At 70.1% G+C, this 26,138-nt stretch carries 21 protein-coding genes; 7 read left to right on the plus strand and 14 right to left on the minus strand.

All coding sequences use genetic code 11. From position 1 onward, the window contains the following. Positions 1-38: 38 nt before the first annotated feature. The 5 genes from RZO50_RS06710 to RZO50_RS06730 form a co-directional block, all read right to left on the minus strand. The gene (locus RZO50_RS06710) at positions 39-1,424 is read right to left on the minus strand and encodes an NtaA/DmoA family FMN-dependent monooxygenase (protein ID WP_322598941.1); all 1,386 of its coding nucleotides are present in this window, start codon (positions 1,422-1,424) and stop codon (positions 39-41) included. Positions 1,425-1,530: 106 nt separating this feature from the next. Continuing rightward, entirely contained in the window at positions 1,531-2,541 is a 1,011-nt protein-coding gene (locus RZO50_RS06715; protein WP_322598942.1) for a helix-turn-helix domain-containing protein, read from the minus strand. A gap of 80 nt (positions 2,542-2,621) precedes the next feature. Then, positions 2,622-3,593, minus strand: a complete 972-nt coding sequence (locus tag RZO50_RS06720) for an alpha/beta hydrolase (RefSeq protein ID WP_322598943.1) — start codon at positions 3,591-3,593, stop codon at positions 2,622-2,624. A gap of 195 nt (positions 3,594-3,788) precedes the next feature. Further along, the gene (locus tag RZO50_RS06725; protein WP_322598944.1) at positions 3,789-4,319 is read right to left on the minus strand and encodes a flavin reductase family protein; all 531 of its coding nucleotides are present in this window, start codon (positions 4,317-4,319) and stop codon (positions 3,789-3,791) included. A gap of 29 nt (positions 4,320-4,348) precedes the next feature. Further along, complete coding sequence (locus RZO50_RS06730; RefSeq protein WP_322598945.1) at positions 4,349-4,888, minus strand: NADPH-dependent FMN reductase; 540 nt, start codon at positions 4,886-4,888, stop codon at positions 4,349-4,351. A gap of 402 nt (positions 4,889-5,290) precedes the next feature. On the opposite strand from RZO50_RS06730, the gene RZO50_RS06735 reads away from it, so the two are divergent. Together RZO50_RS06735 and RZO50_RS06740 are read left to right on the plus strand one after the other, a co-directional pair. Continuing rightward, positions 5,291-5,839 (plus strand): flavin reductase family protein, encoded by a 549-nt coding sequence (locus RZO50_RS06735; RefSeq protein ID WP_322598946.1) that lies wholly within the window; start codon positions 5,291-5,293, stop codon positions 5,837-5,839. Then, a complete protein-coding gene (locus RZO50_RS06740; RefSeq protein ID WP_322598947.1) occupies positions 5,836-6,327 on the plus strand; it encodes a riboflavin kinase in 492 nt (163 codons plus the stop codon). Before RZO50_RS06735 ends, RZO50_RS06740 begins: the two co-directional genes overlap by 4 nt. Before the next feature lie 183 nt (positions 6,328-6,510). Here the strand turns inward: RZO50_RS06740 and pgi are convergent, their stop codons facing one another. Further along, positions 6,511-8,190, minus strand: coding sequence for a glucose-6-phosphate isomerase (gene pgi, locus RZO50_RS06745; RefSeq protein WP_322598948.1), 1,680 nt, complete (start codon positions 8,188-8,190; stop codon positions 6,511-6,513). A 92-nt stretch (positions 8,191-8,282) separates the two neighbouring features. Here pgi and RZO50_RS06750 point away from each other — a divergent pair, with 92 nt between their 5' ends. Together RZO50_RS06750 and RZO50_RS06755 are read left to right on the plus strand one after the other, a co-directional pair. Next, complete coding sequence (locus RZO50_RS06750; protein WP_322598949.1) at positions 8,283-9,089, plus strand: Cof-type HAD-IIB family hydrolase; 807 nt, start codon at positions 8,283-8,285, stop codon at positions 9,087-9,089. Positions 9,090-9,133: 44 nt separating this feature from the next. After that, entirely contained in the window at positions 9,134-9,895 is a 762-nt protein-coding gene (locus tag RZO50_RS06755) for an FxLYD domain-containing protein (protein WP_322598950.1), read from the plus strand. A gap of 153 nt (positions 9,896-10,048) precedes the next feature. Here the strand turns inward: RZO50_RS06755 and RZO50_RS06760 are convergent, their stop codons facing one another. After that, positions 10,049-10,891 (minus strand): helix-turn-helix transcriptional regulator, encoded by an 843-nt coding sequence (locus RZO50_RS06760; protein WP_322598951.1) that lies wholly within the window; start codon positions 10,889-10,891, stop codon positions 10,049-10,051. A gap of 100 nt (positions 10,892-10,991) precedes the next feature. Here RZO50_RS06760 and RZO50_RS06765 point away from each other — a divergent pair, with 100 nt between their 5' ends. Then, positions 10,992-11,753, plus strand: a complete 762-nt coding sequence (locus tag RZO50_RS06765; protein ID WP_322598952.1) for an SDR family oxidoreductase — start codon at positions 10,992-10,994, stop codon at positions 11,751-11,753. A 63-nt stretch (positions 11,754-11,816) separates the two neighbouring features. Here RZO50_RS06765 and RZO50_RS06770 read toward each other — a convergent pair whose 3' ends face one another. From RZO50_RS06770 to RZO50_RS06790, 5 genes are read right to left on the minus strand one after another with little or no spacing between them, the layout of a single operon-like run. Then, on the minus strand, positions 11,817-12,929 hold the full coding sequence (locus RZO50_RS06770) for a LacI family DNA-binding transcriptional regulator (RefSeq protein ID WP_322598953.1): 1,113 nt from the start codon (positions 12,927-12,929) through the stop codon (positions 11,817-11,819). A gap of 25 nt (positions 12,930-12,954) precedes the next feature. Then, on the minus strand, positions 12,955-14,829 hold the full coding sequence (locus RZO50_RS06775; RefSeq protein ID WP_322598954.1) for a glycoside hydrolase family 3 protein: 1,875 nt from the start codon (positions 14,827-14,829) through the stop codon (positions 12,955-12,957). Between the two features lie 47 nt (positions 14,830-14,876). Next, the gene (locus tag RZO50_RS06780) at positions 14,877-15,773 is read right to left on the minus strand and encodes a carbohydrate ABC transporter permease (protein WP_322598955.1); all 897 of its coding nucleotides are present in this window, start codon (positions 15,771-15,773) and stop codon (positions 14,877-14,879) included. A 4-nt stretch (positions 15,774-15,777) separates the two neighbouring features. After that, positions 15,778-16,734, minus strand: a complete 957-nt coding sequence (locus tag RZO50_RS06785) for a carbohydrate ABC transporter permease (protein ID WP_322598956.1) — start codon at positions 16,732-16,734, stop codon at positions 15,778-15,780. An 8-nt stretch (positions 16,735-16,742) separates the two neighbouring features. Continuing rightward, on the minus strand, positions 16,743-18,008 hold the full coding sequence (locus tag RZO50_RS06790; RefSeq protein ID WP_322598957.1) for an extracellular solute-binding protein: 1,266 nt from the start codon (positions 18,006-18,008) through the stop codon (positions 16,743-16,745). Between the two features lie 165 nt (positions 18,009-18,173). On the opposite strand from RZO50_RS06790, the gene RZO50_RS06795 reads away from it, so the two are divergent. Continuing rightward, positions 18,174-19,961, plus strand: a complete 1,788-nt coding sequence (locus tag RZO50_RS06795; protein WP_322598958.1) for a sulfatase — start codon at positions 18,174-18,176, stop codon at positions 19,959-19,961. A 3-nt stretch (positions 19,962-19,964) separates the two neighbouring features. Here the strand turns inward: RZO50_RS06795 and RZO50_RS06800 are convergent, their stop codons facing one another. Both RZO50_RS06800 and RZO50_RS06805 read right to left on the minus strand, forming a co-directional pair. After that, positions 19,965-20,324, minus strand: a complete 360-nt coding sequence (locus RZO50_RS06800) for a hypothetical protein (RefSeq protein WP_322598959.1) — start codon at positions 20,322-20,324, stop codon at positions 19,965-19,967. A gap of 95 nt (positions 20,325-20,419) precedes the next feature. Continuing rightward, the gene (locus RZO50_RS06805) at positions 20,420-24,415 is read right to left on the minus strand and encodes an Ig-like domain-containing protein (RefSeq protein WP_322598960.1); all 3,996 of its coding nucleotides are present in this window, start codon (positions 24,413-24,415) and stop codon (positions 20,420-20,422) included. A gap of 311 nt (positions 24,416-24,726) precedes the next feature. Here RZO50_RS06805 and RZO50_RS06810 point away from each other — a divergent pair, with 311 nt between their 5' ends. Next, entirely contained in the window at positions 24,727-26,097 is a 1,371-nt protein-coding gene (locus RZO50_RS06810; RefSeq protein WP_322598961.1) for a coiled-coil domain-containing protein, read from the plus strand. Positions 26,098-26,138 lie beyond the last annotated feature (41 nt).

The following is a 26,138-nucleotide window of genomic DNA, read 5'->3' on the forward strand; positions in this document are numbered from 1 at the left end:
GGGCGGGGGTCGGCGCAGGTGGGCGGGTGCGGGCGGCGTCAGTCCGCCAGGACGGGATGCGCGACGCCGAGGCGGTCGTGGCCGGCGCGCTCGGTCAGGCGCGCGCGGAGGGTGTTGCCCGGAACGGCGTCGCGAAGGCGCCCGCGCTCGCGCAGGATCGGCATGACGAGCCGGCCGAAGTCCTCCAGGTCCGACGGGGGGAACACCGGCTCGATGAGGAAACCGTCGAGGTCGGTCTCGGCGGCGAGGGCCTCGATCCGGTCGGCCACCTGCGTCGGGTCTCCCACGACCCGAAAACCCCGCGTGCCGCGACCGCGCAGCTGGTCGAGGATCTCCCGCACGGTCGGGGCGTTCTCGCCGAGGAAGCGCTCGATGTTGCTCGTGCCCATCTGTCCGACCGGGCCGCCCTGCTCGAGCACCTGGTGAAGGGTCTTGTCGGGGTCGAGAGCGAGCAGGTCGATGCCGGTGTTTCCGGCGTACAGGGATGCGACGATCTCGTCGGTCTGCATCGCATCGAATTCGCCCTCGTAGCGCTTCGCCTCGGCCTCGGTCTCGCCGACGAAGACGGTGAGCCCGGCCATGAGCTTCACACCGCGCGGATCGCGCCCGCGCTCGGCGGCGAGACGCCGGATGTCGGCCACGGCGGCGGCGGTGCGCGGCGGCGTGGTCGCCTGCACGAAGACGCACTCGGCGTTCCGGGCTGCGAACGCGCGCCCCGCGGGTGAGGTTCCGGCCTGGAAGAGCACCGGCGTGCGCTGCGGCGACGGCGGCGCACCGAAGTACCCGCGTGAACGGTAGTGCTCGCCGTCGAAGACCACGGGGCGCACGCCCTCGCGTCGCGCATATACGCCGGCGTCGCGATCCACGACGCGCGCGTCGTCATCCCACCCCTCCTCCCACAGGCGTGCCGCGAGCTCGACGTATTCGGCGGCCATCGCGTAGCGGGTGTCGTGGGGCACGATCTCGTCCTGCCCGAACACGTCGGCGACGGCGTTCTGCGAGGCGCCGGTGACGATGTTCCACCCGACGCGGCCGGCCGTGAGGTGGTCGAGGGACGCGAAGCGGCGGGCGAGCTGGGCGGGATGCTCGAGTCCGGTCGAGAGGGTGACGACGAACCCGAGGGCGTCGGTGTGCTGGGCGAGCACCGGGATCAGGTAGTCGGGGTCGATCGCGGAGAAGTTGATGCCCTTGGTGGCGGCGATATCGGGAAGGTCGCCGTCGACGAGCGGGTAGCCGTAGCCGCCGGCGAAGAACAGGAAGTCGAAACCGGAGTCCTCGAGCACACGGGCGATGTGGATCCAGTGCTGCGGGTCGAGGAAGTCGGCGCTCCGGCTGCGCGGATGCGCCCAGCTGAAGGTGCCTCCCACCTGGGGGGCGGCGACTTCGAAGACACCGAAGTGGAGGGCGGGGGGATGTTCGTGCATGCATTGCTCCCGTGCGTCGGACCGGATCGTCCGCACTGTACGGGCGCGATGTTTCCGTCTCGTCACGCCGGACGCGGGAGCGCGGTGGGACGCGTCGTGATCCCGGTCACAAACCGGGGCGCGACAGGGTCAGCAGGAATCGGGCGATGGTGTAGCGGGCCAGGCCGTTCGGGTGCCGGACGTCATACCCGAGCAGGTCGGCCAGGTGGGCGAATCGATCCTGCGCGGTCGAGTGGTGGACACCCGCCAGGGCGGCCGCTTGTCGCACACTCCCTTTTCGCCCGTACGCATCGAGGATGACGCGGTGCCGCGGATCGAGGCCCGCGAGGGTGACCACGTCGGGATGGTCGGCGGCACGCTCGTCGGCGGCTTCGGCCAGCAGCATGATGGCGCCCATCTCATCGGCGTCCACGTAAGGGAGCTCGGGCGAGGTCATCCGGAGCGCGAGCGTGGCCGTCCGCCACGATTCCGGGAGGTCGGGCGGGGTGACCCGGATACCGACGCCCACGCGTGCGGGGGCGGATGCGGTGCCGTCGGCATCGGTCGGAGGCGACGGAACCGTGCGGGTGACGAAGGCGCGGGCCGGGCCCCACTCGGTGACGACCAGTGCGGACGGGCCGGGGACCGGTGGGGGCGCATCGGGGAGGGTCGCGACGACGCAGACCTCGTCGCCGGGCGTGAGGCGCAGGCGCGCGCTCGCCGTCCGCCGCTCGGCCGGTGTGAGGTGCTCGTCGATCGACTGCTCGACCGCGTCGACGGGGTCGTTCCCTCGGCGGGCGGCGGTGATCTCGAGCGCCAGGGCGAGGCGTTCGAGGATCATGGCGTCATTCGCGTGCGGCTCGCGACGTTCGATCCACACCTGCCCGCTCGGATGCACCCGTCGGGACAGCCGAGCGGCGCCCGACACCTCTTCGGCGGGTCTGCCCGTGGGCTGCATGCGGCGCGTGCGGCCGGGCGCCGAGCTGCCGACCACGGCACCGCTGAGCGCGGCGGCCGCACGGAGGAGCGCGTCGGGACCGACGCCGCGGGCGACCAGCGCGTCGAAGTAGGAGATGACTTTCAGCGACTCGCTCGCCTCGGCGTCGAGGGCGGTCAGTCGTCCCACCAGTTCTTGCACGGTCTCACTCCCTCATGACACGCGCACAGCCTACCGACCGGTGGCGCCGGGCCGCGGGGAGGGCGCGGCCCGGCGTCGCGTCACGCGCCGAGGACGCGGTCGATCCAGCTCTCGCGCGCGGCGACGGCCGCCACGGACAGGGCCGCTTGCGGTGCCATCGTGTCGAAGCCGTGGAATCCTCCCGCCCACACGTGGAGCTCCGCCTGGACGCCAGCTGCCCACAGTGCGCTCGCGTAGGCGACGTCCTCGTCGCGGAAGACCTCTGCCGAACCGCAGTCGATGAAGGCCGACGGGAGCCCGGCGAGGTCGGTCGCCCGCGCCGGAGCAGCGTAGATCGACACGTCGTCGCCACCCTTGCGATCGCCGAGCAGCGCCGTCCAGCCGGTCACGTTCGACGCGCGGTTCCAGACGCCCACGCCGTCGATCTGCCGGCTCGAGACGGTCGCATCACGGTCGTCGAGCATCGGGCAGATGAGCAGCTGTCCGCTCAGAGCCGGGCCCCCGCGGTCGCGGGCGATCAGGGCCGTGCCCGCGGCGAGGCCGCCGCCTGCGCTGGTGCCGGCCACGATCATCCGATCGGGATCGATCCCGAGGTCCTCGGCATGCTCGGCGGTCCAGAGGAGCCCGGCGTAGCAGTCCTCCACCGGATACGGGTCGGGGAACTCCGGGGCCAAGCGGTAGCCCACGCTCACGAGCACGGCATCGTGCCGCACAACGGTGTCGAGGAACCCTTCGAGCCCGGTCTTCTCGTCGCCCATGACCATGCCGCCCCCGTGGAGGTGGACGATGCCCGGGCCCCGCCCCCCGTGGTCGGACCGGGTGAGCACGGACACGGGGATGTCGGCGCCCTCGTACCCGGGGATCGTCCGTTCACGCAACACGAGTCCCGCCTCGGATATCAGGGCGTCGAGCCCCTGGCCCAGCATCGCTGCGGTGCTCTCCCGGGTGGCCGGGAGGTTCTCGCGCGTGAGGGTGGGCAACATCTGCGCGACGACGTCGAGAGCGGGCTCGAGCTCTGCGTCGAACGGTGGTCGAGGCGCGGTCAGGGTCATGAGAACTCCTTCGTTCTGTCAGACGGCCGCGGCGTCGCGGCGTGATCTCATCCTCTGATCACGGCTCCATCGTGTCACCCGCCGTGCGCGGCGGAATTCTCGCGCGCCGCCCGCCATCCGGCGGGGTGGGGCCGGGCGAGACGAGGGCGCCCCGCCTGCGGACGGGGCGCCCTCGGGGTCACCGGGTGGATGAGGTCACCCGGCGAGCTGGTCGGCCTCTCGGAGATGGCGATAGGCGCCCTTGAAGTACAGCAGGGGCTCGGTGTCGCGGTCGTGCCATTCGGCGGGACTCATCTCGACGACCTTCCCGATCACGATCAGGTGGTCGCCCGCCTCGTGCTCCGCCCAGATCTCGCAGTCGACCCACATGAGCGTGTCGGCGATGATCGGGTTGCCGGATGCGGCGGGACTCCAGTCGATGCCGGCCCACTTGTCGGTGCCGGAGCGGGCGAATTGGTTCGACACGGCGTGCTGGTCGTGGGCCAGGACGTTCACGGCGAACTTGCCGTCGGCGGCGATCCGCGGGTAGGTGGTCGAGGTCTTCATGACGCTGAAGGACACCAGCGGCGGATCGACGGAGACGGAGTAGAACGACTGGCAGGTGAAGCCGACGGGTGCATCTGCTTCGAGCCCGGAGACGATGGTGATGCCGGAGGCGTAGTGGCCGAGTGTGTCGCGGAAGCGGCGGGCATCGATGGCGGTGGGTGGGGTCGCGGGGTGTGACACGGGGATCCTCCTGGAGCGTCGGCTGTCGATCAGGCGGGAACGGATGCGTCGGTCGTCGCGGCGGCGACGGTGGCGAGGCGAGCGAGGTTGCCGCGATACTCGGCGGCGGCCGCGGCGACGACCTCGTCGAGCCTGTCCATCTGGCTGAGGGGCAGGTAGAACCCGCGGCCGGGCACCATCGCGCCGAGTTCGACCAGCAGCGGCGACAGCGTGAAGGTCGGCCCCATCGCGTGGGTGAAGTCGGCGCCGGTGTGCAGCGGGATGGCGGTCACCCCGGCGAGACCGTTCGCCGGGTAGCGGTCCAGGAACGCCTTCAACAGGCCCGTGTAGGTGGCCTTGTAGGTCGGGGAGGCGAACACGACGAGGTCGCTTTCGGCGACCTTCGCGTTCAGCGCCGACATCTTCTCCGACGGCCACGCGAAGATCTCGTCCACGTGATCGGCGAGGTCGAGCACCTCGAGCTCGAACGAGCCGGGGGAGAGGAGGTGCGACACCAGCAGCTCCGCGACCTTCCGGGTGCGGGAGGCCGGCTTGGGGTTGCCGACGACGACCATGACTTTCAACGACATCTGTGACTCACATCCGTACCGATTGACTGGGAGAGGATGATGTCGTGACTCCGCCCGGGGCAGTGGAGCGCACGAGACCTCCACACGCATCCAGGTTCTTTTGGCCCGGTGCGCCCGCAACGGCTTACGCTGCATCGGCCATTGTGCCACCGACGTGTTTCGCGTGTGTTGCGGAGGTCACGCGCCGTCACAGAACGCCGCGCAACACGTCGTTTACATCGGCGTGACGAGCGGGCAATGCGCGTCCCGCACACTGATCGTGCAGCGTAAGCCGCTGCGGACCCTCTCGGGACACAAGACCCCGGGGGCGAGCATCGGGTCTGGAAACGGACCGCATTCGTTGCGTGCCGCCGATCGACCCGTGCTCACCATCCGAGCGACGTCGTCGAAAGGGAGTCCGCGATGACCCTGTTGTCCCCCGACATCTCCGAGAGCACCCGTGTTCTCGATGTCCCCACCCACGATCCGGATCACGTCCGCGGCGCCATGGGACGCTTCCCGACCGGGGTGGTCGCGCTGTGCGCGATCGTCGACGGGGTCCCCGTGGGGATGGTCGCCTCGTCGTTCTCGACCGGTGCGTCCTACAGCCCGCCGATGGTCATGTTCTCGGTGCAGAACTCCTCCTCGACGTGGCCGGTGCTGCGTCGAGCGGAGCGTATCGGCGTGAGCGTGCTCGGATCCCACCAGTCCGACGCGTGCATGCAGCTCGCGTCGCGCAGCCGCGACCGTTTCGACGGGCTCGCCACGACGGTGACCGATGACGGCGCGGTGCTGATCGACGGCGCCGCGATGTGGTTCGACTGCGACGTGTACAGCTGCGCCCCGGCCGGTGACCACGCGGTCGTCGTGATGCGCGTGCACGGCATGAACATCGACGAGGACGGCGCCCCCTTGGTCTACCACGAGCGCCGGTTCCATGGGCTCCGCGCGATCGAGACGGGACGCGCATGACCTCCGAAGATCCGCAAACGGCGGCCGATCCGGCCGAAACGGCGATGGTTCACTCCGTCGGGGGTGCCCCGGCCGTCGTCGGCACCGTGATCCACGGCGACCAGCGCGGGCGCGAGCTCGGGTTCCCGACCGCCAACCTCGCCCTCGCCTCCGGTGACCGAATCGAGGACGGCGTGTGGGCCGCCGATGTCTACGTCGGCGACGAGCGCCACATCGCCGCCGCATCCGTCGGCCGACGCCCGACCTTCTACGACGGCGACGGCGTCCGGCTGCTCGAGCCGTTCCTGCTCGACTTCGCCGGCGACCTCTACGGCCAGACCATCGTCGTCCACCTGCGGGAGCGCATCCGGCCCCAGAGCCGCTTCGACAGTCTGCCCGCGCTCATCGAGCAGATGCATCACGACGTCGAGCACGTGCGCCGGTGGGCGCGGGCCGCCCGCGCATCATCCGGGGATCTCGCGCCGCTTCGCCCTCCGGCTCTCCGCTAACCCGCCCCCGCCCCCGCCCCGCCCCGCCCGGGCTCGGCTCTCGTCGAGCCCTCCCTTTCGCGTCGAGCCGCCCCTTTTCCATCGGTGGGGAAGGGGTGGCTCGGTGGCAAGGGGCTGTCTCGGCGTCGCGGCGCGCGGGGTGCGTCGCGCGCGTCGAGCGCGCGGCGGGGTGGGATGCGGCGGTTATGCGCGGTGGGTGCGGTAGTACTCCAGGAGCGCCTGGGTGGAGGCATCCTGCGCGGCGATCGCGTCTGCGTCGCCCTCGATCGCCGGAGCGATCTGCATCGCGAGCTGCTTGCCGAGCTCGACACCCCACTGGTCGAAGGAATTGATGCCCCAGACGACGCCCTGCGTGAAGGTGATGTGCTCGTAGAGGGCAACCAGTTCGCCGAGCACGCGCGGGGTCAGGGCCGGGGCGAAGATCGACGTGGTGGGGCGATTCCCGGCGAAGGTGCGCGCGGCCACGAGCGATCCGGTGGTGCCCTCGGCCTCGACCTCTTCGGCGGTCTTGCCGAACGCCAGCGCCTTGGTCTGGGCGAGGAAGTTCGACAGGAACAGGCCGTGCACATCCCGCCCGCCGTCCTCGAGGGGGTAGGCGGGCGTTGCGAAGGCGATGAAGTCCGCCGGGATCAGGCGCGTGCCCTGGTGGATGAGCTGATAGAACGCGTGCTGACCGTTCGTTCCGGGCTCGCCCCAGAACACCTCGCCGGTGTCGGTGGTCACGGGGGAGCCGTCCCACCGCACCGACTTGCCGTTGGATTCCATGGTCAGCTGCTGCAGGTAGGCGGCGAAGCGGCTGAGCTGCTGGGCGTAGGGCAGGACGGCGTGCGACTGGGCGCCGAGGAAGTTGACGTACCAGACGTTCAGAAGGCCCATCAGTACCGGGACGTTCTCGGCCAGCGGCGTCGACCCGACGTGCTCGTCGACGGCGTGGAAGCCCGCGAGCAGTTCGCGGAAGACCTCCGGGCCGAACTCGATCATGAGCGACAGCCCGATGGCGGAGTCGACGGAGTAGCGGCCGCCGACCCAGTCCCAGAAGCCGAAGGCGTTGTCGGTGTCGATGCCGAACTCGGCGACCTTCGGCAGCGCCGTGGACACGGCGACGAAGTGGTGCGCGACCGCGTCGGTCTTGGCGTCGTCGGTGCCGTCGATGGCGCCGGCGGCCTCGAGTCCCGCCCACAGCCAATCGCGCGCGAGTCGGGCGTTGGTGAGGGTCTCGAGGGTCGTGAAGGTCTTGGAGGCCACGATGAACAGCGTGGTCTCGGGGTCGAGACCCTTGGTCTTCTGCGCCATGTCGGTGGGGTCGATGTTCGACACGAACCGCGCCTGGATGCCGGCATCGGCATACGGTTCGAGGGCGGCGGAGATCATGACCGGGCCGAGGTCGGACCCGCCGATGCCGATGTTGACGACATGCGTGACCTTCTTGCCGGTCACGCCCTTCCACTCCCCGTTGCGGACCCGCTCGGCGAACGCCGACATGCGGGAGAGGACCTCCTGCACGTCGGCGTCGACGTCCTGGCCGTCGACGACGAGGGTGGGCTCCGCGCCGGACGGGCGGCGCAGGGCGGTGTGCAGCACCGCGCGATCCTCGGTGGTGTTGATGTGCTCGCCGGCCCGCATGGCGGCGTAGCGGTCGGCGACACCGGTCTGTTCGGCCAGCTTCACCAGCGAGGCGAGGATCTCGTCGGTGACGAGGTTCTTCGACAGGTCGACGTGAAGGTCGGCCAGCGGGAAGCTGAGCTTTTCGACGCGGTCGGCGTCGGCGGCGAACCAGCCGCGCAGGTCGGGGTCGAACGAAGCGCGGTGGGCGTCGAGCTCAGCCCACGCGGAGGTGCCGGTCGGATCGATGGGAGCAGTCACGCCCCTACCGTAGCGCGGTGCCCGTCCTCGCACCGGGTCCCGCCGGGCCGCCCGGGGCGGTCGATCACCGCGCTGTGCGATCCTGGTCGCCTATGACCTTCCCTGCCGCGGACCTGCGCCTCATCGCCGTCGACATGGACGGCACCCTGCTCGACGGGGAGGGCCGCATCCCGGATGCCCTGTGGCCGTTGCTGGACCGCCTGCACGATCGCGGCATCCGCTTCGCCCCGGCCAGCGGCCGTCAGCTGGCGACCCTGCAGGAGTCGTTCGCGGCGCATCGCGACGACATGGTGTTCATCGCCGAGAACGGCGCGCATGTGGTCAGCGGCGGGGAGGAGGTGTCGTCGGATGCGCTGGATCGCGCGTTCGTGGCGATGCTGCTCGACCGTCTGCGGAACCTCGGTGCCGAGCGGGATCTCGGGGTCGTCCTGTGCGGCAAGCAGTCCGCGTACATCGAGCGTCCCGACGAGGCCTTCCGCCGCGAGGCGGACCGATACTACGCCCGGCTCGAGCTCGTCGAAGACCTCTCGGCGGTCGAGGACCAGGTGGTCAAGATCGCGGTGTACGACTTCGTCGAGGCGGCCGATCTCGCGTCGCGCATCGACGATCTCCGCGGCACCCACCAGGTCGTCGTCTCGGGTCATCACTGGACCGACATCATGAACCAGGGTGTGAACAAGGGGGTGGCGCTTCGGCGGCTGCAGGCGAGTCTGGGGGTGTCCGCCGCGCAGACGGCGGTCTTCGGCGACTACCTGAACGACCTCGAGATGATGGATGCCGCGGAGCTGTCGTTCGCGATGGCCAACGCGCATCCCGAGGTCGCCGCCCGGGCGAAGCACCGCGCGCCCGCGAACACCGACCACGGCGTCATCACCACCATCGAGCGCCTCCTCGGCTGAGGGGTGCCGGTCGGCCTGCGGCGGCGGCGAGGATCTCGCTACGGTTGACGCAGGAGTCCGAACGGGGGATGGGGATCATGCTGAACAAGACGCTCGCTGCACCGCTCGTGGCGCTCGCACTCGTGACGGTCGGCCTGGCCGGGTGCGCCACCTACGACACCGCCGGGGCGCGCCCAGCCGGGCAGGATCCCGCGGTCACCGAGGAGACCGTCGACGACACGACGCAGGATGATGCCGTCGGGGACGTGGTGCCGCTGGCCGTCGTGGAATCCGCCGTCGGGGCGACGGAGGACCAGGACTGGTACTGGTATGCCGTCGTCGTCGACAACCCCAATCCCGATCACATCTTCCCCGACGCCACCTTCACGATCGAGGCGATCGCGGCCGACGGCACGATCCTCGCATCCGATTCGCACTGGAAGGTCCTGCTGAGCGGCCAGACGGCGTTGGTCGGGTGGTTCACCGACATCGGCGATGAACAGATCGCCCATCTCGACGTGATCGGTCCGGAGCCGAGCGAGGCGGTGCACTCTCCGGCGGGGGAGACGGGCTACGTGTCCTTCGATGACCTCGAGGTGGTCGAAGACGAGTGGTACGTCACCGTCAGCGGGACCGTCACGAGCGAGTTCAGCGACGACCAGGAGTACGTCGAGGTCGCCGTGATCGGCCGCGATGCGACCGGCGCCATCGTCGCGGCCGAATACGGCTACGTCGACCGGGTCCCCGCGGGCGGGTCGGCTCGCTTCTCGGTCGACGTGTGGGATGCTCCCGCCGGCCTCGAGTACGAGGTCTTCGCCTCGTACTGATCCCAGCCCGGTGCGGCGCGGGCCCGGCGACACCCGGCACCGAGACCCGGCTCGGTGTCCGAGACGGCGGTGCGTGCAGCCAGGTTTCGGACACGGACCCGGGCTGCGCCGCGCACCGCGAGCGCGGATCCCAGCCGGGCGCCCGTGTCGGTGTCAGCTGCCGAACGACTGGGTGCCGACGACCGCGAGCAGGCGGATCTTCTCCGTCGCATCGTTGCCCGCCCGCGGCGTGAGCACCAGCAGCGCCTGCGAGCGGTCTTCGGTGAACAGCGCCTGGCAGTCGACCTCGATCGCGCCGACCTCGGGGTGAAGGAGGGTCTTGCGGTCGGCGAAACGACGCGCCACCACCTGCTGTTCCCACAGGGTCCGGAACTCATCGCTGCGCGCGACGAGCACGGCGGCGAGATCGCCCGCCACCGATGCTGAGCCCATCTCGCCGACCGCGGCACGAAGGCCCGAAGCCAGGGCGCGACTCTGCTGCGGGTGGTAGCTCGCGGGGTAATGCGCGCGGGAACGTGCATCGCCGACGAACCATCGATACGCCTCGTAGCGTTCCCAGCCGCGTCGGCCGACGTCGTCGCCGAAGAGGGCCACCGCGAGGGCGTTCTGCTCGAGCGTCTCGCCCAGGGTCGAGATGATCAGCGCCGGGGTGTCGTCGAGACGGTCGAACACCCGCCGCAGCGCGGGTGAGACGAGGGTGGATGCCGTGTGCCGGTCGGGTGCGGCATGACCGGCGATGCGGAAGAGGTAGTCGCGTTCGTCGGTCGTCAGGCGCAGGGCGCGGGCCAGGGCGGTGAGCACCTGTGTGCTCGGTTGCGGGCCGCGGCGCTGCTCGAGCCGGGTGTAGTAGTCGGTGGACATCGTCGCCAAGTGGGCGACCTCCTCCCGTCGCAGCCCCGGTGCGCGCCGACGGGTGCCGGAGCCGAGGCCGACGTCGCTCGGTTGCAGGCTCGCGCGGTGTCGGCGGAGGAAGTTCGCGAGTGCATCCCGGTCCATACGTCCATCCTGTCCTGTGCGATGGCGGGCATCCAGGGAGCACCGATCCTCCGATGAGTGGTCTCTGGTCGGGATACGCGGGTCGTCGAAGACTCGGATCATGCGAATGAGCGGAAACACCATCTTCATCCCCGGCGCGACCAGCGGCATCGGGCGCGCGCTCGCCGAGCGCTTCCACGCGGCGGGGAACACGGTCATCGTCGGCGGGCGACGTCGGCAGCTGCTCGACGAGATCGCCGCCGCCCATCCCGGTATCGACACGGTCGAGGTCGACGTGGCTGATCCGGCCTCGATCGCCGAGGGCTCCGCCGAGGTGATCGCGCGGCACCCGGACCTGAATGTCGTGGTGGCGATGGCGGGCATCATGCGCGTCGAGGACTGGACGCGTCCGGCCGGTTTCGTCTCCTCTGCCGAACAGACCGTCACCACCAACGTCCTCGGTCCCATCCGCCTGATCGGCGCGGTCATCGAACACCTGCGCAGCCGTCCGGACGCGACGATCATGACCGTCTCTTCGGGTCTCGCTTTCGTGCCCCTGCGGTCGACCCCGAGCTACAACGCCTCGAAGGCGGCGATCCACATGCTCAGCGAGTCCCTGCGCCTGCAGCTGGCCGACACGTCGGTGCGGGTCGTCGAACTCGAACCGCCGGCGGTCGCCACCGATCTCATGCCGGGCCAGCGGCACAGCCCGATCGCGATGCCGCTGACGGATTTCGTCGACGAAGTGATGTCGATCCTCGCGGCCGAGCCGGATGTCACCGAGGTGCAGGTCGAGCGAGTGACGTTCCTCCGCGACGCCGAGAAGCGCGGGGACTACCCCGAGGTGGTCGCGCGGCTGAACGCCACAGACCCCCACGCCTGAGCGGAAGCCCGCGCCGTCGCGACCTCGGTGCGACCCCGGCCTCGGCCGGAGGGTGGGTCGGGCTCAGCCGCAGCCGCAGCTGGCGCCGAGCTGCAACGCAACGGCGACGGTCACCGTTCGCGGCGCCACCGAGCCGTCGCCGGGATCGGTGAGAAGCAAATGCGCGGCCAGTCGCCCCATGAGTTCCATCGGCTGTCGCACCGTGGTCAGCGTCGGCGACGAGGTCCGCGTCGCCTGGATGCCGTCGAATCCCGCGATGAGGATGTCGCGAGGCGCTTCGATGCCGCGCGCGCGCAGCACATCGATCGCGGCGAGGGCGGTCTGGTCCGTCGCGCACACCAGCGCATCCGGAAGCGTCCCGCTGTCGGCGCGCTCGAGGAGCGTGGTGAACACCGGGTCCACTCCGACGTCGACGGCATCGATCAGCTCCCCCGTGACGCCATCGAGGTCCGCGACCGTATCGTCGAAGGCATCCCGTCGGCGGCGGGGATCCCACCCCTCGGCCGCGCCGACCCAGCCCAGGCTGCGCACGCCGTGTGCGGTGACGAGATGCTCGACGAGGATGCTGACTCCGCCGGCGTTGTCGGCGAGCACGTGGTGTCCCGTTCCGCCCCCGTTGGAGACCATCACGACCGGCACCGACGAGCTGAGCGCTTCGGTCGGTGCGAAGCCCGCGTGTCCGGGGAGGATCGCCAGCCCGTCGACCTGTCCGGCGGTTTCGGCGATCTCATTCGAGCCGGTCCCGCCACGGCGCAGCAGGACCCCGGTGGTGTTGCGTCGGCATTCCAAGACGAAGCCGCGTTGCACCTCGTCGACGTAGAGAGGGAACACCTTCGGCTCGCTCGCGCGGGCGTCTTCGGCGGCGTCCCACTGCAGCAACGGGGCCGTGAGGTCCAGGCTCGACAGGTCGACCAGGCCTTCGTCGGCCGCGGGGGTGCCCGGCGCCACATCCAGGAGCAGGTCGAACAGGTGCAGCCCGAGTACCCCGGTGCGGCCGCGAGCGAGGTTGCGCGCGGAGCCGCTCGGGACGTACCCGATCTCGCGTGCGGCCTGGAGGACGACCTCCCGCGTCTCGGTGCGCACCTTGTCGGGGCGGCGGAACGCGAACGACACGGTCGCGATCGACACGCCGGCGCGCTCGGCGACGTCGTACACGGTCGGTCGGGTCGTGGGCATGTGCTCCTCGCTCTCCTCGGGAATCCTACTGACGCGCTGCGGCGGGCTCCGGTGCCTGCGCGCGGGGGAACAGGCCGAACCCGCGGGGGAACAGAGGGTCGACGGTGCCGTCGGGCACGTCGGTGGCCGATGCGCGGACGGCGTCCATCGAGCGGGGGATCTCCACCGGCAGGACACCGCGAGGCGGGATGCGGCCCGACAGTGCCGCGAGGACGGCCTCGTCGGAGCTGCCGTAGTCGACCACCAGGGCGGAGGCGATCGACACGAGCGGGGTGAGGACCGCGGGGCGGTCGAGGTTGACCACGATCACGAGCGGCGCGTGCTCGGCGAGGCGGCCCAGGCGCACGGCCAGACCCGGTGGGAACTCCAGCGATCCCTGGTGGAACCACCTCTCCAGGAACAGGTCGTCCCGCGGGTCGAACGGTGCGCCGATGCGCACGAGGGCGACATCGGCATCCTCCGGGCGCCCGGTGCGCTCGCCGTAGGCGTCGAGGGCCGCGTCGCCGAACCCCTCGGCGTAGATGCGGGGCCGCGCCGGCTCCGCGAACAGCGGCAGAGTCCCGTCCCGGTCGCGGAGCACCGTCACCGACTCGGCCTGCGCCGTCGTGCCGGCGGCGCGGAACTCGGCGTTGCCGACCAGGCTCTCGGCAGCGTCCTCGTCGACATACGGGTCGTCGAACAGGCCGAGCTGGAACTTCACCAGCAGGATGCGCCGCACCGACGCGTCCAGCCGCTGCTCCGCGACGACGCCGGAGCGGACGAGATCGAGCAGCAGGTCGACGCACTCTTCGCCGCCGAACTGATCGACGCCGGCTTCGAGCAGCATCCGCATGCGCCCCGCCGCATCGAGGTGCTCGACGCCCCACGCGCGGGCGGGAAGCACCTGATCACCGACATGGTTGTCGTTGACCAGCTCCCAGTCGGTGACCACGACGCCGTCGTAGCCGAGTTCGTCGCGCAGCAGGTCGGTCACGATCTGACGGTTGTACGCGAAGCCGACCTCGTCGATCACCTGCCCGCCGCGCTCGAGGCCGACCGGCATGCCGTAGTACGGCATCATCCCGGCCGTTCCGCGCCGGATCGCCTCCCGGAACGGCGCGAGGTGGTATTCGAACATGCCACCCGGGTAGTCCTGTTCGCGCCCGTACGGGAAGTGGGCGTCTTCGCCGTCGCGTTGCGGACCGCCGCCGGGGAAGTGCTTGGTCGTGCACGCGACCGAATCCGGCCCCAGGGCGTCGCCCTGGAACCCCTCGAGGTAGGCGGCGGTGATCTGCGAGACCCGGTCGGCGTCATAGCCGAACGTCTGCGCCTGCCGCCCCCACCGCGGTTCGGTGGGGAGGTCGATCTGCGGGTGCAGCGCGGCACGGATCCCGACCGCGCAGTACTCCCGACGCGCGATGTCGGCGAAGGATCGGATGACGTCGAGGTCGTCCAGGGCGGCCAGCCCCATCGGCTCGGGCCACTGTGAGAAGGGGCCCGCTGAGAAGGCGACGCCGCTGTTCTCGACGAAGGCGTGACGCGGATCGGTGCTGATGGTGACCGGGATCCCGTGCGGCGTCTGTTCCGCCAGTCGCTGCAGGTTGTTGCTCCACCGCGCGCCGGCGCGCGCGGTGGAGATGTGGTGCACGTTGAAGTGATTCATCCCCTTGCCGAGGATCACCGTCGACGTCGGAGACTTCGAGATCGCCCCGGGCGTCTCCAGCAGCCCACCGTCCTCGCCGAGTTCGATCACGGTCTGGAACATCAGGCCGGCCTTCTCCTCGAGGGACAGTCGGCCGACCAGGTCGTCGGTGCGTTCGGCGGCGGACAGGCGCGGGTCTTCGTAGGGGTCCATCACCCCGTTGCCGTTGAGGTCGCGGAACCGGGTGCCGTCGGGCGCGGTCGAGAAGGTGGGCTGCATCGGTGGGGACTCCAGAAGGGGATCGGGCGTGGGACGGCGCGGCGAGGTCACTTCAGACCCGTGGTGGCCACGCCGCGGATGAACCAGCGCTGCAGGAACACGAACAGCACGATGATCGGGGTGATCACGAGCACGGACCCCGCCAGCAGCAGACCGTAGTTCGTGGCGTTCTGCCCGGTCGAGTAGAGCGACAGGGCGACCGGCAGCGTGTACATCTCCTCGGTCTGGGCGGCCACGAGCGGCCAGAGGAAGTTGTTCCACGACGACAGGAACGTCAGGATGCCGAGGGTCGCCAGCGGCGGCCCGCACAGCGGCATCACGATCCGCGCGAAGATGCGCCATTCGCCCGCGCCGTCCAGGCGGGCCGCCTCGAGGAGGGGCTCGGGGATGCCGAGCATGAACTGTCGCATGAGGAACACGCCGACCGGTGCGGTGACGAACGGGAGGATCAGGGCCGGATAGGTGTTGACCAGGCCGAGGGAGGAGACCATGACGAACAGGGGGACGAAGGTCACCACACCCGGCACCATGAGCGTGACCATCACCAGCACGAAGAGCACCCGCTTTCCGGGGAACTCCATCTTCGCCAGCGCATAGCCGACCATCGAGCAGAACACGAGGTTGCCGAGCACGGTGGCGATCGCCACGATCGCGCTGTTGGCGAAGAACTGCCAGAAATCGAGCGGCCCGAACCACGCGGCGAAGTTCTCGAGCGTCGGGTTCTGGGGCAGCCATGTCGGGGGGCGTTGCAGGATCTCGCCCTGGGTCTTCAGCGAGCCGAGCAGCATCCACACGAACGGGATGAGCCACAGCACCAGCCCGACGGTCAGAACCGTATAGGTGAGGGCGCGCGGGCCGAACCCGCGACGTCGGCGTCGACGGGGTGGGGGAGGGGATGCGGGCGTGGCGGCATCCACCGGACGGTCGAGGACGCTGGTGGTCATCGGTTCAGTCCTTCGATCGGAGCAGACGGAACTGCAGCAGGCTCAACAGCGCGATCGCGAGGAAGAGCACGTAGCTGGCGGCGGAGGCCAGGCCGTATTCGCCGAAACCGAACTGCTGGTAGGTGTAGTAGGCGACCGACAGGGTCGAGTCGAGCGGGCCGCCGCGGGTCATCACGAACGCCTCCTCGAAGAACTGCAGGTAGCCGACCGAGATCAGCACGGCACCCAGCAGCAGGGTCGGGCGCAGGAGCGGCAGCGTGACCGAGACGAGTCGTCGCCATGAGGAGGCGCCGTCCATCGTGGCGGCTTCATTGACGTCTTCGGGGACGGCCTGGAGCCCGGCGAGGAAGATGATCATGAGCGTGCCGACGTTGCGCCAGACCGCCATGGCGATGAGGGACGGCAGCGCCCAGGTGGTGTCGTTGAGCCAGTTGGGCCCGTCGATGCCGACGACGGCGAGCGCGGAGTTGAGCAGTCCGTCCGGCAGGAGGATGTATCGCCAGACGACGGCGACCGCGACGATGCTCGTGACGACCGGGGCGTAGTAGCCGACGCGGAAGAACGACACGATCTTGCCGCGTCCGCTGTTGAGGGCGAGAGCGAGGGCGAGGGCGACGATCATCGTCAGCGGGATGCCGACGAGGACGAACACGGCCGTGACCCGCATCGACGTGAGGAAGCGGGGGTCGTGGAAGAGGGTGAGGTACTGCTCGAACCACACCACGTTGACCGCGAACGGGCTGCGGATGTCGCGCGAGGTGAAGTCGGTGAACGACATCGCGAAGGACCCGATGATCGGGAACAGCATGAACACGGCGAACACGGCGACGAAGGGCAGCGCGAAACCCCACGCGACGAGTGCCTGACGCTTGCGCTGCCGGTCGTGCAGGCCGCCCTTGCGGGTCCCCCGGCTCCCGGAGCCCGTGCGGGCTCCGGGAGCGACGAGTGTCGAGGTCGACATGGGTCAGGTCACTCCAGGCCGATGGCGTCGGCGTCGGCCTGGAGGGTGGCCAGGACGTCGGCGACGTCCCCGTCGCCGCGGCGCAGCTGCTCGAGGGCCTGGTCCCCCTTCGCCGCCACCTGCACCCAGCTGGTGGTCACCGGGGGAGCCTTCGCGGTCTCGAGCTGTGTGCCGAAGGTCTCCAGGCTCGCGTCGCCGGCGAGGGCCGGGTCCTCCCACGCGGACGGGGCGGCGGGGAGGTCGCCGGTCGCTTCGTAGAAGCTGACCTGGGTCTCCGGCTGGCTCAGCCAGTCCACGAGCTTCCACGCCGATTCGGCGTTGTCGCTCCCCTCGAACACCACGAGGTTCGCGCCGCCGCTGAACGACACCGACTCCTCCTCGGCAGGCAGGACCGCGGTGGCGTACTGCTCGGTGAACTCCTCGCCCGCGGCGAGCTCGAGCGATCCGCGCAGGAACGGTCCTTCCACGACCATCGGCGAGATGCCCGCGACGAATTCGGACTCGGTCGCCCCCGACGAGAAGTCGGCGTTCGGGTCGGCCAGTCCCTCGTCGAAGAAGCTCTGGTAGTACGCCAGGCCGGTCGCCATCTCCGGGGTGTCGAGGGTCCAGGCGTCGCCGTCGGTGAGTTCGGCCCCGGCCGACCACGGCATCCACATCGAGCCCTGGAACGCGTCGTTGCCGGCGGGGAGGCGGATGCCCCAGTCGGTGCCGGCCTCGGTCTGCAGGTCGGAGGCCATCTGCGTGAGGTCATCCCACGTGGTGGGCGCCTCCTCCCATCCCGCTTCGGCGGCGAGGTCGGTGCGGTAGTAGAGCACGCGGGTGTCGACGTACCAGGGCACACCGGCCGCACGGCCGTCGAACTCGGTCGTGCTGAGGGCGCCCGGGAAGAAGTCCGTGGTGTCGACTTCGGCGGGAACGGTCGCGAACGCGTCGCCGAAATCGGCCATCCAGGTCGACCCCATCATCGCGACGTCCGGCGTGGTGCCGCCCGCGATCGCGGTCTGGAACTTGTTGTGCGCCGCATCCCACGGGATCGCGGTGACCTCGACGGTCGCGTCGGGGTTGGCTTCTTCGAACGCCTCGACGAACTCGGGGAGGGCTTCCCCCTCGGCGCCCATGGCCCACACGGTGATCGTGCCCTCGGCGGGGGAGCCGTCGAGCGAGACGGCGTCGGACGGGCCGGATGAGGCGTCCTCCGCGCGGCCGCAGGCGGTGAGTGCGAGAGTCGCGGCGGTGAGGACCGCGACACCTCCGAGAACGGGCTTGAACTTCACGTCTTCCTCCTTGAATCGCGGCTGATCCCACTGTGGATCTAAGCGCATAAATCGTGACGACCTTCAGGAGTCTAAGCGCATAGATAGCTCGATGCAAGAGCGACGGGATGTGACCGGCGGCGGGTGCTTGGGATGATGGGATCGCTCGCCGACGAAGGAGAACCCGTGACCCGTGCCGTGATGGTGATGTTCGACACGCTGAATCGGCGGTTTTTGCCGCCGTACGGGGCGGAGGGGATCCACGCGCCGAACTTCACGCGGCTCGCCGAGCGCACGGTGCGGTTCACGAACTGCTACGCCGGCAGCATGCCCTGCATGCCGGCACGGCGGGAGATCCACACCGGTCGGTACAACTTCCTGCATCGGTCGTGGGGTCCGCTGGAGCCCTTCGACGACTCCACGCCGCAGCTGCTGAGCGAATCCGGGGTGTACACGCACCTGGTCACCGACCACCAGCACTACTGGGAGGACGGCGGCGCGACCTATCACAACCGCTACGACACCTACGAGCTGTTCCGCGGGCAGGAGGGCGACCCGTGGAAGGGGCACGTCCGCGACCCCGAGATGCCGCCGAAGGTCAGCCGTCGCGCCGGCAAGACGGTGCGGCAGGACCGGATCAACCGCTCCTACTACCCGACGGAGGATCTGCATCCGCAGACGCGGACGGTCTCCGCCGGGTTGGAGTTCATCCGCACCAACGCGGCTGAGGACTCCTGGTTCCTGCAGATCGAGTGCTTCGACCCGCACGAGCCGTTTGTGAGCTACCCGCGCCATCGCCGGTGGTACCGAGAAGACGGGGTCGACACCGGCGCCGAGTTCGACTGGCCCGACTACGCCCGCGTCGCCGAGGAGCCCGCGGCGATCGAGCAGGCGCGCGACGAATACCGCGCGCTGCTGACGATGTGCGACACCTCGCTGGGGCGGGTTCTGGATGCGTTCGACGAGCTGAATCTGTGGGAGGACACCCTGCTGATCGTCTGCACCGATCACGGCCTGCTGCTGGGCGAGCGTGGCTGGTGGGGCAAGAACGTCCAACCCTGGTACGACGAGAACATCCACACCCCGCTGTTCGTCTGGGATCCGCGCACCGCGCGAACCGGTGAGAGCGTCGATCACCTCGTCCAGACGGTCGACTTCGGCCCGACGCTGCTGGAGTACTTCGGCATCGAGCGCCCGAGCGACATGCAGGGGATCCCGATGGGGCCCACGCTCGCGGCGACCGCGCCGGCGCGCGAAACGGGTCTGTTCGGTTCCTTCGGCGGCCATGTGAGCATCACCGACGGGCGCTACGTCTACATGCGGGCCTGCGCGACGGATGCGAACGAACCGTTGTTCGAGCACACCCTGATGCCCACGCACATGGCGACCCGCTTCGCTCCCGAAGAGCTGCGCGACGCCGAGCTGGTCGCGCCGTTCAGCTTCACCAAAGGGGTGCCGGTGCTTCGGGCGCCCGCGCGGGCGGGAGCCAACCCCGCCGATTTCGGCACGCTGCTGTTCGACCTGCTGACCGATCCCGACCAGCGCACGCCGTTGGTCGACGACCGGCTCGAACGGAAGATGGCGACGCTCCTGGTCGAGCAGCTCCGGGCGGCGGATGCGCCGTCGTCGCAGTATGAGCGTCTGGGGCTTCCCGAGACCGGTGAGGTCGGTGAGGCACACCTCCTCGCCGCCCGCCAGGCTCCGCGCGCCCGAGAGGCCGCGGCGGCGCTGCCGACACGAGAGCGCGTGGCACGCGATGCCCCCGGACTCCTCGCGCCGCTCGGGGATCTGCCCGCGGAGGCCTTCGACGATCCGGTCGTGGCCCGTCGCGCGCCGATGCTCGCCGACCCGGCCTTCCGCCGCGACCACGCCGACGCGAGCGTGTACGACCTCGCCCTGACGCACCCGATGATCACGGCTGACGCGCTCGAGGCCGTGGGGGACGTCGTGCGGCGGACCCCCGCGAGAGCGTAGGGGCTACGCGCGGAAGTAGCGGCTTGCCGAGCTGGTGTAGAGCAGCAGCAGGCCGATGGCCGGCAGGACCGAACCGAAGATCCCGGCGAACAGCCCCTCTCCGGTGAAGATGCCGATGATCTCGAGGGCGATGTTGACCACGAAGACGATCGTGGCCACGGTGCGGGCGGTGTTGTTGCCGCGCCACAGCCCGATACCCACGAGCAGGGTGATGATGCCGACGGCGAGGCTGACCCAGGCCAGCAGCGCGGACGGGGTGATCAGCAGTCCGCCGAGGATGCCGAAGACGGCTCCGATGATCTGGAAGAACCCGATCAGCCAGGCGACGATCGCGACGAGGGTGACTCCGAGTGGACGGTTCATGCGTCCAGGGTATGCGTTCGGTGTTGCCCGAGAGGTCCCCCGCGCACGACGGAGGGCCCGGGCGTACGCCCGAGCCCTCCGTTCTTCGTGACTGATCAGCCCATCGCGTTGCGGCGGCGGATGACGAGCATCGCCGCGCCCACCACGACCAGCATCACGCCGAGCACGATGCCCGCCGTCCACAGGGTCCCGCCGGTGACGGCGAGATCGCCGGTGGCGGTCACCTCGAGCTCGGCCGATGCGAGCTCGGTGTCACCGGAGTAGATCCGGATGGTGTGGTCGCCGGGATCGGTCGCGGCCGGGATGGTGACCGTGGTGCGGAAGCCACCGGACGTGCCGGCGTCGACGCTCGCGAGCACCTGCGGTGTCGAGTGCAGCTCGATGCGCAGGCTGTCGCCCGGCGCGAAGCCGGTGCCCGACACGGTCACCGTGCCACCGGCTTCGACCGAGGACGCCGAGAGCGACACGCTCGCGGTGGAGTCGCCGCCGTCACCGCCGTCACCGCCGTCTCCGCCGTCACCGCCGTCTCCGCCGTCTCCGCCGTCTCCGCCGTCTCCGCCGTCTCCGCCGTCACCGGAGTCGTCCCCGGCGACCGCCACGAGGTAGGCGGCGGAGGTGGTCGACTGCCCCGAGGAGTCGGTCGCGATGGCCGTGAGCGCCACGTCGGTGCCCGCCTGTTCCTCCGTCGGAGCCCAGGTGAAGGCGTAGGGTGAGCTGGTCACGGTCGCGACCGTCTCTCCGTCGGCCTGCAGGGTCACCGAGCCGATCGCGAAGTCGTCCACGGCACGCACCAGCGGGGCGATCTCATCGCCCGGTTCGAGCTCGAGGCCCGCACCGGGATCGATGATCGCGCTCGACGGGGCGTCGTCGACCGTCGCGCCGACACCGGTCGGGGCGTCGCCGCCCTCCGCCGTCTCGACGACGCTACCGACCTCGACATCGGGCGCGGCGTTCAGGACGACGTTGCCGCCGGCGTTCCCGAACACGCGGCTGCCGTCGATGAACCCGCCGAAGCCGTGGGTGTAGACCACCCCGACCTGCCCGTCGGCACCCGATCCGGACACCACGGTGCCACTGACGTAACCGAGTTGGCGGATGCCGGCGTCGACGTCGTTGGCCGGGTCGCCGTCGGCGCCGCGGCCGCCGTCGAACAGGATGCCGCCGGCGGTGTAGCCGGTCACGACGCTGTCGGCGACGGTGACCTCGGTCTCGACGGTGCCGGGCCCGGCACCCTGCAGGTGGTTGGTCTTGACGATGCCCCACCCGTGCGGGCCGTCACCGGCGGTCACCGGTCCGACGATGCTCTCCGACACGCGACCTGCGGTGTTCAGGAAGGCGATGCCCGCCTCGGCGGCGACGGATCCCGACGTGACCGTCACGCCCGAGATCTCGACGAACATCTCGTTGGTGTCGGTCGATCCCAGCGACTGGCGGGAGACGGTGATCACATTGCCGCCGCCGTCACGCAGGAACGGGGTCGAGCCGGCGAGCGTGGTCATGCTCTGGTCGGGCATGATCGTCACCTTGTCGGCGCCCGCGCCCTTGATCTTCAGGGGCTTGGCGATCGTGAGGCCGTTCATCGATCCCTCGGCGACCGGAACACGGGCGCTGTCGACGGGGGTCGACGACTCCTCGTAGGTTCCTTCGCACACGACGATGGTGTCCCACGGTGAGGCGTGGTCGACCGCGTCCTGGATGCTTGTGAAGCCGGCTTCGGGGCACTGCGCCCCGTCGTCGTCCACGACCCAGGTGACGTTCGAAGAGGTGTCGGCGACGGTGTCGGGCAGGGTCAGCTCGCCCGGCGTGATGTCGGTCTCGGTGAGGAACACCGCCGGGTCGGGGCCCGAGGCGGGAGCACCGTGTCCGGCGCCGGCGTTCGGGGTGGTGCCGTCCGAGAGGATGAGCGGGGCGTCGACGGCGGCTTCCTGGAAGCGCACGTCGGCGACCTGGATCGATCCCGATGCGGGCATGCCCTCGCCGCCGAAACGCAGTTCGAGCGAGGCCAGCGACGACACGTCGACGCCGTCGAACGCGGTCAACGGCACCCGGATCTGCTCCAGCACGATGTGCGTGTAGCGGGTCTGGTCACCGGTCGACATGTGCAGGGCGTTGCCCCAGCGCGGGTCGCCGGCCGCGACCGATGCCGACGCGCCGGTGGTGTCGGTCAGGACGATCTCGAAGTCCTGGGTCGACGCGGCGGGGTTCCACATGACGTCGGTCTTGGGGTCGCCCTCTTCGCGCGAGACCGCACCGGGGTTGCGCAGGTCGAAGAAGTTGACGTCGGCGTTCAGCGCGAGCGCGGTCATGCCCGAGACATCCTTGGAGGCGTCGGGGATCTGTGCGGTGAGCGTCGCCTGCCGGCCCTCTTCCCAGGCCAGCGCGAGCTGACGGCCGTAGGAGTGATTGATCGGCGAGTTCTCGCGGGTGCCGTTCTGACCGCCGACCGCGTCGGCGTTCGGAAGCGGGCAGGCCTTCGCGGCCACCGGGTTGCCGTCGATTCCGAGCACGCCGGGCGCGAACTGGTCGGGCTCCGGGTTGCACCAGTCGATCCCGGCCTCCGGGGTCGGCTGCGGCTGCACGCCGCCGTCGGCGAGGTAGGGGTTGGCGAATCCGGTGCTGGTGAGGGCGCCGCCCAGCGCGTTGAGGCTCAGCGGGTTCTCGATCTCGGGGCGGATGACATCGACGCGCTCGTCGGACGGCGCGAAGTACGTCGTCGACACCCGCTCGGCGCAGTCGATCGCGAGATCGCCGGGCGTGATGTCGGGGCAGGCCGACGCCGGGATCTGCTGGTGCGAATCGGTGGTCGACAGGGCGCCGGTCATATAGGGCTCGAAGGCGCCTTCACCGCCGACGTAGCGGCGGAAGAACGCCGCCATGGTCGCCTGGCCGAGCTTCTCCTGCGCGCCCATCCGGTCGGGGTCGGCGGAGATCTTGGTGTTGACCTCGGGGTTGAAGGTGTCGCTGTTGTCGATGACGTACGACGCCGGGTCGTAGGAGGCCGCACCGCTCAGGCGCAGGTTGTTCTCCGAGACGCGGTCATCGCGCGTGGGGCGGCTGTCGCCACAGGCTGCGTCGCCGCCGGTGGTTCCGTCCTGACCGTCGGCGAACCACACGGTGTTGTACCAGTTGTGGTTGGCGCCCAGGTGCGAGACCTGGATGGAGGGGAACGGATTGGCGCCGTTGACGTACTGGCTGCGCTCGAACATGCGCGCGCCCTGCAGGTTCGACACGTCGCCGTCGCACCAGGGGAGGATGGTCATGTACGGCGTGCCGTACGGTGCCTTGCGCTCGTAGTCGACCGGGGCGAGCGAGATCACACCGCGCAGCGGGTAGCGCGGCCCATCGGTTCGGGTGCGGTTGTAGTCGATGAAGCTCGACACGGCGTCACCGCCACGCGAGTGGCCCATGAGGCCGATGCGCTCCATGTCGAGCGTGCCGGCGAGGGTCGCGCCGATGGTGGTGTGCTCGTCGACGGGCAGTCCGCCCGGTTCGTTCGCCGCGCTCAGCGCGTCGAGCGTCGCGGCGATCAGCAGGCGCCGCTGGTGCATGCCCTTTCCGGCCCAGCCGTCCTGGCGCATCATCATCTGATCCTGCGAGACCGAGAACACCGTGTAGCCCCAGGTGGCGAGGTTCTCACCGAGGTAGGCGTAGCCGGCCTCGTTGCGCTTGAACTCCTCGCACGAAATCGTCTCGCGATCCTGACCCGAGTCGCACGAGCCGTGGTTGCCGTGCACGAGCACGATCACCGGCGACGGCTCGGTGCGGTCGGCCGGGGAGTACAGGGCGCCGCGGATCTCGATGGTCTCGGCCGCCTGAGAGGTGCCCGGGTCGGGGGCGTCGCCGCTGGAGTTGGGCTCCTGCAGATCGACGGTGCCGAGCTTGGTCTCCTGGATGGTGCTCGGCGTGTACGGGCCGTAGGCGAGCGGGTCGGGGAGGCTCCCGACGTCGAGGGCGGTGGCGACGGGGTCGGCGGAGGTGATCACCCCCTCGGCCGGTGTCGCCGCGACCGCGGGGGCGGTCGGGAGCAGCAGTGCTGCGATGACGGGGACGGTGGCGAGCGCGCGCCAGCGCGCAGAGCCGGGAGCCTTCACGGCGGTCCTCTTCCTGCGATTCCAATGGGGGGAAGCACCTTCGGTGGAGCACGATGGAGCAGGTCGGTGCACCGGCCACGCTAGAGATCCGATGTTTCGGGCTCCCTTTCTTATGTTTCCCATAGGTAAACCATGACTTTTCCCAAGGTTGTGGCCCCGGTTGCGCGCGTCGTCCGGGCAGGCGCCGCCGTCGGCGCCGGGGCCTCGAGATCTCATAGAGATCTCACCGGCGACGCCGAGGGTCGATGCGGCACAGTGGAGGGGGTCGGCCGCGACGCCGGCATCCCTCGCCCCCTGCTGGAAGGTTCTGCATGTCCGACGACGCGCGCAACGACGCATTCGATGAGCTTCTCTCCGCCCAGACGGGCGGCGGCTCTCCGGACGGGGGGAACGCGTTCACGGTCGCGTTCCGCGGGTACGAGCGTCGCGAGGTCGACGACGCCATCGCCGAGCTGTCCGCTCGGGTCGACCGCTACCAGAGCGAGCTGGCCGCAACCGAGCAGTCCCGGCGCGACTCGCTCGACGAGATGCGGGCCGAGCAGCAGGCCGAGATCGAAAAGCTCGTCGCCGACAACGCCGAGGCCCTCGACGCGCTTCGCACCGAGCAGCAGGAGAACCGCGCGCAGCTCGAAGCCGACCTCGCCGCGGCGAACGCGCAGCTGGGCGAGGCCGAGACGAAGGTCACCGCGCTCACCGCGGAGCTGGCCGGCACCCCGATCGAAGACGGCGTGGCACACGATCGCGAGCAGTTCGAGGCGGTGCTGCGCGTCGCCGAGGAGCAGGCGGGTCTGCTGATCCGCAACGCCGCCTCGCAGGCCGAGCGTCTGCTGGATGCCGCGCGCGAGCAGGCCGAGCAGGTGCGGTCCGAGGCGAAGACCGACGCCGCGACGATCGTCGAGAAGGCGCAGCACGATTCCGACCAGAACCGGTTGCGCATCGACACCGAGTACACCGCGCACGAGGCGCGCATCGAACGCGAAGCCGCGCACGCGACGGAGAAGGTGCTGCAGGCCGAGCGCGAGGCGGAGGCCATCCGATCCGAGGCCGAGAAGGGTGCGGCGGCGCTGCGGGCGATGGTGACCCGCGAGACGACCGACATGCGCACCGAGGCCGAGGCGGCCGTGCGGGAGATGAACGCGCGCGTGCTCGAGTTCGAGGAGACCCTGACGCGGCGCCAGGACGACGCCCAGCAGGAGTTCCTCGTGCTCCACAACCAGGCCGTCTCGCACGCCGAGCGGATCACCTCCGATGCCAACGCCCAGGTCGCGGCATCCCTCGAGCACGCCCAGCGCATCTCGAACAAGGCCGAGGACTACGAACGGCTCATGCGCGCGCAGGCCCAGCAGATCGAGGCGGATGCGCGGGTCAAGGCCCAGCAGACCATCGACCGGGCGCGCGAGAAGGCGCAGAAGATCGTCGACACCGTCACCGGTCACAGCAACGATGTGCTGCGCGACGCCGAGGACCGCACCCGTCAGCTGCGCTGGCAGCAGCAGCAGATGACGAGCTTCATGGCCGAGGTGCGCGAGCTCATCCGCCCCGACGGCTTGACCGTCACGGACTCGGGTGCGAGCGGGACCGGCTCGGGTGAGGCGGACGACGACGTCGACGCGCAGAAGACCGAAGGCGTCGCCGAGATCACCGTCGCCGACGACGAGGACTCCGCTGAAGCGCGCGGTTGACGTGCCATAACTCAGGCTGAGGGGAGCCGACCGGCTCGCAC

It is taken from the genome of Microbacterium xanthum (assembly GCF_034531355.1).
GTDB classification, from domain to species: domain Bacteria; phylum Actinomycetota; class Actinomycetes; order Actinomycetales; family Microbacteriaceae; genus Microbacterium; species Microbacterium xanthum.

Excerpts from the sequence above, each read along its gene's own strand:
- RZO50_RS06710 (WP_322598941.1), bottom strand. The coding sequence starts at position 1,424 with ATGCACGAACATCCCCCCGCCCTCCACTTCGGTGTCTTCGAAGTCGCC.
- RZO50_RS06750 (WP_322598949.1), top strand. The coding sequence starts at position 8,283 with ATGACCTTCCCTGCCGCGGACCTGCGCCTCATCGCCGTCGACATGGAC.
- RZO50_RS06730 (WP_322598945.1), bottom strand. The coding sequence starts at position 4,888 with ATGTCGTTGAAAGTCATGGTCGTCGTCGGCAACCCCAAGCCGGCCTCC.
- RZO50_RS06780 (WP_322598955.1), bottom strand. The coding sequence starts at position 15,773 with ATGACCACCAGCGTCCTCGACCGTCCGGTGGATGCCGCCACGCCCGCA.
- RZO50_RS06800 (WP_322598959.1), bottom strand. The coding sequence starts at position 20,324 with ATGAACCGTCCACTCGGAGTCACCCTCGTCGCGATCGTCGCCTGGCTG.
- RZO50_RS06765 (WP_322598952.1), top strand. The coding sequence starts at position 10,992 with ATGCGAATGAGCGGAAACACCATCTTCATCCCCGGCGCGACCAGCGGC.
- RZO50_RS06770 (WP_322598953.1), bottom strand. The coding sequence starts at position 12,929 with ATGCCCACGACCCGACCGACCGTGTACGACGTCGCCGAGCGCGCCGGC.
- RZO50_RS06720 (WP_322598943.1), bottom strand. The coding sequence starts at position 3,593 with ATGACCCTGACCGCGCCTCGACCACCGTTCGACGCAGAGCTCGAGCCC.
- RZO50_RS06760 (WP_322598951.1), bottom strand. The coding sequence starts at position 10,891 with ATGGACCGGGATGCACTCGCGAACTTCCTCCGCCGACACCGCGCGAGC.
- RZO50_RS06775 (WP_322598954.1), bottom strand. The coding sequence starts at position 14,829 with ATGCAGCCCACCTTCTCGACCGCGCCCGACGGCACCCGGTTCCGCGAC.
- RZO50_RS06810 (WP_322598961.1), top strand. The coding sequence starts at position 24,727 with ATGTCCGACGACGCGCGCAACGACGCATTCGATGAGCTTCTCTCCGCC.
- RZO50_RS06735 (WP_322598946.1), top strand. The coding sequence starts at position 5,291 with ATGACCCTGTTGTCCCCCGACATCTCCGAGAGCACCCGTGTTCTCGAT.
- RZO50_RS06740 (WP_322598947.1), top strand. The coding sequence starts at position 5,836 with ATGACCTCCGAAGATCCGCAAACGGCGGCCGATCCGGCCGAAACGGCG.
- RZO50_RS06785 (WP_322598956.1), bottom strand. The coding sequence starts at position 16,734 with ATGTCGACCTCGACACTCGTCGCTCCCGGAGCCCGCACGGGCTCCGGG.